Raw genomic sequence first — 9,244 nt, 5'->3', positions numbered from 1 at the left:
GGCCGTCCAACCCCCCCCCTGCCAATATCCTTTTCGCCATACCCCCCCGGGGGGGGGGGGGGGGGGCCCCCCCCCCGCTCTTTGCAGCAAGAGGCGCGTATGAGAACCTATGCCATCGGCGACATCCACGGCCATATCGAGCTTTTGCGTGAAGTCCATGCCTGGATTGCCGCCGATCAAGCCAGACATGGCGCAGCCCCGGTTGTGCATGTTGGCGATCTGGTTGATCGCGGCCCGGATTGCCGTGGCGTGGTTGAATATCTGCGCGCCGGGATCGAGGCTGGGCAAGATTGGGTGGTGCTGAAAGGCAATCATGACCGAATGTTCACAAACTACATCCGAGACATCAATTACCATGATCCTTGCCTGCGCAACGACCTATCCTATCTGCACCCCAAGATCGGCGGAGCGGCAACTTTGGAATCCTACGGCGTGAAGAATGCCGCTGACCGCCCACTTGCCCCGGTCCATGCCGAGGCTGTAGCGGCGGTGCCCGAGGCTGATCTGCAATTCCTCGAATCCCGCTCAACGTATTACCAGCGCGGCGAGGTGATTTATGTCCACGCCGGCATCCGTCCCGGCATCCCGATTGAGCAGCAGACCGAGGATGACTTGGTCTGGATTCGCAAAGGTTTCCTTGAAGACACCCGCGATTTTGGCGCGCTGATTGTGCATGGTCATACCGCTTTGGACGCGCCGATGCATTACGGCAATCGGGTCAATATCGACTCGAGCGCGGCCTATGGTGGGCCCTTGACGGCGGTGGTTCTGGAGGGCCGTAAGGTGTTTAACCTGACAGCAACCGGACGCGTGGCGTTGCTGCCCGAATAGGGCTTAGCTCGCGGCCTTTGCCAGTGCCAAAGCCTGAGACAGTACCTCTGCATCGCCGATGTGATTGGCCAAAATCAACACAAGCCGCGCGTTCATTGCATGACTTTCTGCCTCTGGCAGACCCCGATGCGCGGCCAGAAGCTCGGTGTAAAAGCTGTCTGCATTTACGATATTCGGCTTTGTATACAATAACATATCATCCATTCCAACTTTGTACCAAGGCCGTTTCTACCTCGGCTGCCGAGGCCGAAAGCCAGCGCGCCGCGACTACCTGATCGGGTCTGATCAGGTAAACCGCCTGTGGCTGATCACCCAGATAGCGCCTGCGGATCATATCCGTCAGCACAGGTTTTACCACACGTACGTCGATTTCTGGGGCATCGCAGCCCAGCACCAACAGGACAAATTCGCGCCCCAAAACCTCGGTCATCCAACCGTGTTCCAGTGGCGCATCTGGCGCCACAGCCCCAGGTCGCGCGTCTTCTGGAAGATCGGCATCGGGCGCATCCAGCGGATAAATACAAGGCTTCGACAACCGCCCAGAATTCACCATCGGCCGCGCAAAATCTGCCCGTGCCGCAAGGTGCAAAACCGCATCGCGAAACAGGCGCTCCACGCCCGCTTCCGGCGACATGAAGCGCGTTGAGCGGCTTGAGTTCAGCAAATTCTCATCCGCGCCGTAACACCGTTCGCGATCATACCCCTGTAGGGCTTCAGGTGCAGCCGTACCGTTTATCACCGCCGCCAGCCGCCAACCGAGGGCATCGACATCGCCCAAGCCACCATTTCCGCCCCGCGCGCCGAAGGGTGAGACGACATGTGCGCTGTCGCCTGCGAACAAAATCCGATTATGAACAAAGCTTCGTAAACGTCGACATTGGAAAGTATAGACGCTGACCCAATCCAGTTTGAAATCGGCATGACCCACCACATTCTCAATGCGCGGGATGACATTCTCAGGCCGTTTTTCCACCTCTGGGTCAGTGTCCCAGCCAAGCTGAAGATCTATTCGGTAAATGTTATCCGGTTGCTTGTGCAATAGCGCGGATTGGCCCTGATGGAAGTTTGGCTCAAACCAAAACCACCGTTCACTGGCGAAATCGCCCTGCATTTCGATGTCGGCAATAAGAAATCGTTCTTCGAACAATTCCCCGTCAAACTCCAACCCCATCATCTCTCGGATCGGGCTGCGCGCACCATCGCAAGCGATCACCCAATCCGCCTCCAACGCGTAGGATCCATCTGGGGTTTCCACCGTAACCGAGGCGAAATCCGCTTTCTGATCTACCGAAGTCACGCGATTTTTCCAGCGCAGGTCAATGGTCAACTCCTGCGCACGCTGCACCAGATATTCCTCGACGAAATACTGTTGCAGGTTCACAAAGGCAGGCATCTTATGCCCGTCTTCGGGCAGCAGATCAAAGTTGAACACCTCTTTATCGCGATGAAACGTGCGTCCCACTTTCCACGTCACGTCTTTTGTGACGGATCGTTCACCTACGCCAAGCCGATCCGAAATCTCCAGCGAACGTTTGCTCCAGCAGATCGCTCGCGAGCCTACCGACACCACATTGTTGTCATCCAGCACCGTCGCCAGAACGCCGTGATTTGCCAGTTCAATCGCCATCGCCAGCCCAATCGGACCAGCGCCAACGATGATCACTTTGTGACGTGGCTCGGTTGCCTTTAATCCAGCCGGTGCAATATAATCATAGGGTTGATACGCATATGCGCTCACATTACCCCTGCAAATCTGCCCACATCTGGCGGTCACGTTCGGCCGTCCACACGCGTGGTGTCTCTATCCCGCGTGCTTCGTCAAAAGCGCGCGCGACGTTGAACGGCAAGCAGTGCTCGTAGATCGCAAAATTGGCGAACTTAGAGTCACATTCAGCCCGCACCGCGTTCCAAGCCTCTTTCAAGCTGCCCCCGCGCGCCGCCACCTTTGCCGCCGGACGGTAGGTGCTTTGCACAAAATCAGCGGTAGAGGCGATGGCTTTGCCCACCATGTCCCGGCCGATCAACGCATCCCCGCGCCCCGATGCAATCGCCACCGGATCGAAGGCCGCGATATTCGCCAAAGTGTCGGTCCAATCGGCAAAATGCCCGTCGCCGCAGTAGCAGGCCGAGTGATACTCGACGATATCACCTGTAAACATCACCTCGGAATCCGGCACCCAAACTACCGCATCCCCAGCGGTGTGCGCGCGGCCCAGATGCATGACGTCGACGCGCCGCTTGCCCAGATACACCGTCATCTGATCGCTGAACGTGGTGGTCGGCAAGGTCAGCCCGGGGATCTCCTCATGGCCTTGGAACAGGCGCGGGAAGCGGCCAAATTCGCTTTCCCAATCCTCTTGTCCGCGTTCCATCACCATACCGCGCGCAGCGTCAGACATGATGATTTCCCTTGCACCATAAGCACTTGCGCCCAGAACGCGTACGGCGTGATAATGCGTAAGGACCAAGTGGCTGATCGGCTTATCGGTGACGGAACGGATACATTCCACCACTTTGCGTGCCAGTCGTGGCGTTGCTTGCGCCTCAATCACCATCACCGAGTCGTCGCCGATGATCACACCGGAATTCGGATCACCTTCGGCGGTGAAGGCGTAGATTTCGTCACCGATTTCGACGAATGAGGTCTTTTTCTCGGTCAGATCGCCCTGAGATGCAAACGCTTTGGCCATTCAATTCTTCCTTGCATAAGGGTCCGCGAGCGCAGGGATCACCTTGCCCGAACACGCGCCGAACCCGATCCGATATCCGTCGCCCAACGCCGCTCCGCGCAGGGTCAATGTGTCATTGTCCTCGATGAAACTGCGGATGCCGCCAGCAATCACGAAGGGCTCTTTACCACCCCAGGACAGTTCCAGCAGGCTGCCCCGGCTGTCCTTGGTTGCGCCTGAAATCGTGCCGGAACCCAGAAGATCACCGACATTCATGGCGCAGCCAGAGGTGGTGTGATGTGCCAGTTGCTGCGGTGCAGAGTAATACATTTCCGCATAGTTGGTGCGACTGATGATGGTTTCGTGGCCACCCTCAGGCATCAAACCAACCTCTAGCGCGATGTCATAAAGCAGCGGTCCCGGCTCTTGCAGATGCGGCAGAAGCGGGACTTCGCGCAGTGGGGTCGAGGTGCGGAACGGTTCTAGCGCCGCTTTCATCACGATCCACGAACTTAAGCTGGTGGCGGTGGCTTTGGCCTGGAAAGGGCCAAGCGGTTGATATTCCCAAGCTTGAATATCTCTGGCAGACCAATCATTTAGCAAAACATAGCCGAAGATCATTGCATCGGCTTCAGCCACAGTCACCGGCAGACCATGCTCGGAAGATTGCCCAACAATCGCGCCAATTTCCAACTCGATATCGAAACGGCGTGAGGGTGCAAAGATCGGTGCGTCGAACTCTGGGGCTTTCAACTGGCCCCAAGGGCGGCGGACTTCGCTGCCAGACACCACAACAGACGAGGCGCGACCATTATACCCAATCGGCATATGCAGCCAGTTCGGTGGTAGCGCGTTTTCTGCACCGCGGAACATGGTGCCAACGTTGGTGGCGTGGTGGCGTCCGGCGTAGAAATCGGTGTATTCGGCGACAATGAAGGGCAGGTGCAGCGCGGCATCCGTCATCGGCACCAGATGATCTTCGACCACCCAACGCTTGCTGGCCCCGTCGATGAGCATTGCGGTGACTTGGGCGCGAAACTCGGCCCAGATGCTCGGGCCAGCCTCCATAAATTCGTTCCAGAATGGCACGTCGAACAGCGGGTGATCGGCCAGCTTCAGCAGGCCTTCGGCTTCCAAAGCGCTTACATCAAGAATGAAGTCACCGATGGCCACACCGCAGCGACCCGGTTCATCGCCAAGGGAAAACACGCCGCAAGGCAGGTTGTTCAGCGGGAAATCGGTGGTCGCGGAGTTCGCGCTGGCCACCCAGGATTTCAGAATTTTCATCGCGCACTCTCCCATGCTTGCGGCCCAAGGCCTAGGGATGCGGGCAAGCTGAAGCGGCTGTCAAGTCGGCAGAACTTTCCTGCCAGTGAAACCTTATTTGTCATTTCACCCCCGGCGTGCCGTCGAATTTCTTCTCCAGACTCTCCCAACAGTCGATGTAGTCATCCTGTATCGGAGCCTCTTTGGCGGCGAAGGCGGTCAGGTGCTGTGGGAAGCGGGTTTCAAACATGAAGGACATTGTTTCCTCCAGCTTTTCGGCCTTCAGTACTGCGTTCGATGCGCCCTCGAAGGCCTGCTTATCCGGCCCATGTGGCAACATCATGTTGTGGAGGCTCATCCCGCCCGGCACAAATCCCTGAGGTTTTGCATCATAAATGCCGTAAATATTGCCCATCAGTTCCGACATGATATTCTTGTGATACCACGGCGGGCGGAAGGTATCTTCGGCAACCATCCAACGCTCGCGGAACAGCACGAAATCAATGTTTGCGGTGCCTTCCACGCCCGAAGGAGCGGTCAGAACCGTGAAGATCGACGGATCTGGATGATCGAACAGAATAGCGCCAACCGGACAATACGTCCGCAGATCATATTTCACCGGAGCATAATTTCCATGCCACGCCACCACGTCCAGCGGGCTGTGGCCAATGCGGGTACGGTGGAACTGGCCGCACCATTTCACCACCACCGAGGACGGCACCTCGCGATCTTCAAACGCCGCCACCGGGGTCTTGAAATCGCGCGGATTGGCCATGCAATTCGCGCCAATCGGGCCACGTCCGGGCAATGTGAACTTTTGTCCGTAATTCTCGCAGACAAAGCCGCGGCAGGGACCTTCCAGCACCTCAACCCGATACACCAGCCCTCGCGGGATCACGGCGATTTCCTGCGGCTCTAGGTCAATCACCCCCAATTCGGTGCAAAACCGCAGGCGACCCTGCTGCGGGACGATCAAAAGCTCGCTATCGGCACTGAAGAAATATTCATCCTGCATCGACTGGGTGACGAGGTAAACGTGGCTCGCCATGCCGACTTGGGTGTTCACATCGCCCGCCGTGGTCATGCTGCGCATACCGGTAATCCAGGTCAGCGCGGCGTCGGAATGTGGCACCGGGTCCCAGCGGTATTGTCCGAGTGAGATCACATCCGGGTTGATGTGCGGCGCGGATTTCCAGTAGGGAACGTCAATCTTCTCAAAGCGATGCGTGTGTTTGACCGAGGGGCGGATGCGGTAGCACCATGTCCGCTCATTCTGATGGCTTGGCGCGGTGAAGGCAGTGCCAGACAGTTGCTCGCCATAAAGCCCGTAGTTGCATTTCTGCGGAGAGTTCATGCCCTGCGGCAACGCGCCAGGCAAAGCCTCGGTTTCAAAGTCATTGCCGAAGCCGGGCATATAATGGGCGTGGATGCCGACTGGTGTTGCGGCGCGGGTCAATCCTGAGGGCATACTTTGGGTATTCATGGCGGCCTCGCGGTGCGGGATCGGGTTTAATCTATAGCAGGAAAATATCGTTGCAAGTGCAACGATGTCAATAGCGATATGCGAGGCTGGATGAATCCACCCGCGAAGTTAGCGGTTCATGGCGCGCAGATTGGCCAAAGCTCCAAGCGCCAGCAGCCCGGTGGTGCAGGCCACCACCCAGAAAAATCCGCGCTGGCCCATGGTTTCCAGAAAAGGCGACATCAGCAGCGGTGCAAAGACCCCGCCGACGAGGCCAGCGCCGATGATGGCGGGGGCGACGCGGGCGTTGTTGCCCATCTTGCGGGTGGCGGTGACGTATTCGGTGGGGAAGAACATGCCCGCGCAGAAGCCCAGGCCAACAAAACCCGCGCCGGGCAGCCATAAGGCGGCGATCAGGGCCGAGATACAGGCTCCGACCAGAGATAGGGTGAACAGCGTGAAGGCGGGCAGCAATCCTGCCACGAACATCAGGCAGAGGCGGGCGGCGAGGAAGGCTAGGAAGAACGCCGACAGCAGTTGGGCGGCTATGGTCTCGGATAGGCCTGCGTTGATCAGGGCGGTGGGGCCAAGCCCGGTCAGGCAGGCCTCAACACTGATTGCCACCGCGCCGAAGATCAGGATCTGCAGGTTCAGCCGGAACGGTGTAGCTGAGGCACTGGCCACCACCGTCGCATCGCGCCCCGATGGTCCTGCGGCAGCCGTGATCACCACGCCGGTCACGGCACAGATGGTAAAACTCAGCACCGCGTCATTGCCCAAAGCCACGAACACCAGCGGCGCACCGATAGCACCGATTCCGAAAGTTGCGTTCAGCAGGCTGAGCATCGCCGGTCCACGCGCGCCAAACGCCCGCAGCATCCTCGGGTTGAACACCACGGTGGCCGCCCCATACCCAGCGCCAAACACCATCGCCCCCAGCACCGTCAGCGCCCAACTGGTCCCCAGCGCCATCAACCCGGCCCCCACCGTCATCGCCACCACCACATGCCGGGGCGTCGCGCGCGCGCCAACAACGAACATCGCCGCGACCCCAATCGAACACCCGATCCAATGCGCCGAAATCAGCAGCCCCGCCGTGCCGATAGGAATGTCAAATCCGCGCGCAAATACTGGCAGCGCCGGACCATACAGCGCCGTGCCCGCGCCCATCAGAATGAAGCTGGCAATGCTGATCACCAACAGCGCCGCATTGGTTTTGATCAAGTCGCGCAAGGGGATCTCCGGGTTGCCGTGCATGGTGTCCCCCGCCCGCACAGCACTGTCAACCGTACGCGCTTGCGAAATTCCCCACCAGCAGGCAGGCTTAGGCAAAACATGAGGCTTGATGATGAGTTTCGATCTTTCCGCCTTCTTCCCCTACCAGTTGGCCGTCGCCGCTGCCCGTATTTCCAAGGGCTTTGCAGAACTGTACCGCGCCGAATTTGGCCTGACGATCCCCGAATGGCGGGTGCTGGCGCATCTCGCACAGGTTGATCAGGTGTCCGTGCGCGAGATTCAGGCGCGGGTCGATATGGACAAATCCAAGGTCAGCCGGGCTGCGGCGCGGCTTGAAGCCTCGGGCCTGATTGAGAAGCGCGAAAATCTTGAAGACCGTCGCTTGCTGGATATGCGCCTTACCCCCAAAGGCCGTGACTTAATCGACCGCATCGTGCCGATTGCCGATGCGTATCAAACTCAAATTCTGGCCCAGATCGGCGCGGATGCCCCACTGTTTCGCGCCGCCTTGCTGCGTCTGTTGGAGGAAAAATGATCAGGCTTTTCGACTACTGGCGTTCGTCCGCCGCTTACCGGGTGCGGATGGCGCTGAACCTGTTGAACTTACCTTATGAAAGCCATCCGGTTGATCTGGTGAAGGGCGAGCAGCGCGGGGCTGAGAATGTCGCGCGGAATCCGCAAGGGTTGGTGCCGACGCTGGACATTGATGGCCTGCGGCTGACGCAATCGCTTGCGATCATCGAATATCTGGATGAAACGCGCGGCGGCTTGCTGCCGAAAGATCCCGCGGCTCGCGCCCATGTCCGCGCTTTGTCTTACGCAATTGCAATGGAGATCGCCCCGGTCTGCAACCTGACCATCCGTGACCATGTAGGTTCAATGGGGGTGATGACCAGTGAGGCATGGACCCGCCATTACATCACCAAGGGTCTGACCGCTTTTGAGTCGATGTTGACCACGACAGGCCGCTACTGCCACGGCGACAGCGTGACGATGGCCGATCTTTGCCTTGTGCCGCAGATCTACAATGCCGAGCGGATTGGTATTGACGTGACGTCCTTCCCCCAAACCGCAAGGATCGTGGCAAACCTGCGCGAAATCCCTGCCATCGCCGCTGCTCACCCGGATCGCGTCAAACCCTAGAGGGCCGCCCCATGACTGACATTTTCATCCTTTCCACCGCGCGCACCGCCATCGGCAGCTTTGGCGGCTCGCTTTCCGCCACTCCGCCCATCGACCTTGCCACCCATGTCGCGAAAGCCGCCATCACGCGGGCGGGGATCGAGGCGGGGCAGGTCGGCACCGTGGTTTTTGGCCATGTCATCAACACCGAACCGCGCGATATGTATCTGGCCCGCGTCGCCGCGATGCAGGCAGGGGTGCCGGAAACCACGCCCGCGATGAACGTCAACCGCCTCTGTGGATCTGGCGCGCAGGCTATCGTCTCGGCGATGCAAATGTTGCTGCTGGGCGATGCCGAAATTGCGTTGGCTGGTGGTGCGGAATGCATGAGCCGCGCACCCTATGCGGTGCAAACCGCGCGCTTTGGCCAGAAGATGGGCGATACCAAGATGCTCGACATGATGACGGGGGCGCTGAGCTGCCCATTCGGCACTGGCCATATGGGCATCACCGCCGAGAATGTCGCCGCACTTTACGGTCTAGAGCAAGTCGCCGTTCATATGATTCAGGCTTCCCATCTTGGACGGTTTCTGATTCCCTGATCTTTCCAGATATAGGGGATCGAGATGGGCAAATCACATCCTATGGAGCTTCGCAG

9 protein-coding genes and 1 pseudogene are annotated in these 9,244 nt (G+C 58.8%); 4 read left to right on the top strand and 6 right to left on the bottom strand.

Features of this window, described 5'->3' with window-relative positions:
• Positions 1–99 precede the first annotated feature (99 nt).
• On the top strand, positions 100–831 hold the full coding sequence (locus ACP7AP_RS16275; protein WP_426035647.1) for a metallophosphoesterase: 732 nt from the start codon (positions 100–102) through the stop codon (positions 829–831).
• Between the two features lie 3 nt (positions 832–834).
• On the opposite strand, the gene ACP7AP_RS16270 is transcribed toward ACP7AP_RS16275, so the two are convergent.
• The 6 genes from ACP7AP_RS16270 to ACP7AP_RS16245 form a co-directional block, all read right to left on the bottom strand.
• Positions 835–1,026: a DUF2783 domain-containing protein gene (locus tag ACP7AP_RS16270; RefSeq protein WP_426035645.1), complete on the bottom strand. Its 192-nt coding sequence runs from the start codon at positions 1,024–1,026 to the stop codon at positions 835–837.
• A gap of 1 nt (position 1,027) precedes the next feature.
• Positions 1,028–2,569, bottom strand: coding sequence for an FAD-dependent oxidoreductase (locus ACP7AP_RS16265; protein WP_426035643.1), 1,542 nt, complete (start codon positions 2,567–2,569; stop codon positions 1,028–1,030).
• 1 nt (position 2,570) lies between these two features.
• Positions 2,571–3,521 carry an MBL fold metallo-hydrolase gene (locus ACP7AP_RS16260; protein WP_426035641.1) on the bottom strand — a complete coding sequence of 317 codons (951 nt, stop codon included), beginning with the start codon at positions 3,519–3,521 and terminating at the stop codon, positions 2,571–2,573.
• Positions 3,522–4,787: a fumarylacetoacetase gene (fahA, locus tag ACP7AP_RS16255; protein WP_426035639.1), complete on the bottom strand. Its 1,266-nt coding sequence runs from the start codon at positions 4,785–4,787 to the stop codon at positions 3,522–3,524.
• Between the two features lie 100 nt (positions 4,788–4,887).
• Positions 4,888–6,249 carry a homogentisate 1,2-dioxygenase gene (gene hmgA / locus ACP7AP_RS16250; RefSeq protein WP_426035637.1) on the bottom strand — a complete coding sequence of 454 codons (1,362 nt, stop codon included), beginning with the start codon at positions 6,247–6,249 and terminating at the stop codon, positions 4,888–4,890.
• 108 nt (positions 6,250–6,357) lie between these two features.
• Positions 6,358–7,461 carry an MFS transporter gene (locus ACP7AP_RS16245; protein ID WP_426035635.1) on the bottom strand — a complete coding sequence of 368 codons (1,104 nt, stop codon included), beginning with the start codon at positions 7,459–7,461 and terminating at the stop codon, positions 6,358–6,360.
• A gap of 115 nt (positions 7,462–7,576) precedes the next feature.
• Between ACP7AP_RS16245 and ACP7AP_RS16240 the strand changes: the two genes are divergently transcribed.
• The 3 genes and pseudogenes from ACP7AP_RS16240 to ACP7AP_RS16230 form a co-directional block, all read left to right on the top strand.
• Positions 7,577–7,999: a MarR family winged helix-turn-helix transcriptional regulator gene (locus ACP7AP_RS16240; protein WP_426035633.1), complete on the top strand. Its 423-nt coding sequence runs from the start codon at positions 7,577–7,579 to the stop codon at positions 7,997–7,999.
• Positions 7,996–8,607: a maleylacetoacetate isomerase gene (gene maiA, locus ACP7AP_RS16235; protein WP_426035631.1), complete on the top strand. Its 612-nt coding sequence runs from the start codon at positions 7,996–7,998 to the stop codon at positions 8,605–8,607. Before ACP7AP_RS16240 ends, maiA begins: the two co-directional genes overlap by 4 nt.
• 11 nt (positions 8,608–8,618) lie before the next feature.
• A pseudogene (locus ACP7AP_RS16230) lies at positions 8,619–9,134 on the top strand (beta-ketoacyl synthase N-terminal-like domain-containing protein); the annotation flags it as partial.
• Positions 9,135–9,244: the final 110 nt, after the last annotated feature.

The organism is Cypionkella sp. TWP1-2-1b2 (genome assembly GCF_049896245.1).
Lineage (GTDB): Bacteria > Pseudomonadota > Alphaproteobacteria > Rhodobacterales > Rhodobacteraceae > Cypionkella.
The sequence above is the reverse complement of the archived record's forward strand: the minus strand, read 5'-3'. Positions and strand labels throughout refer to the sequence as shown.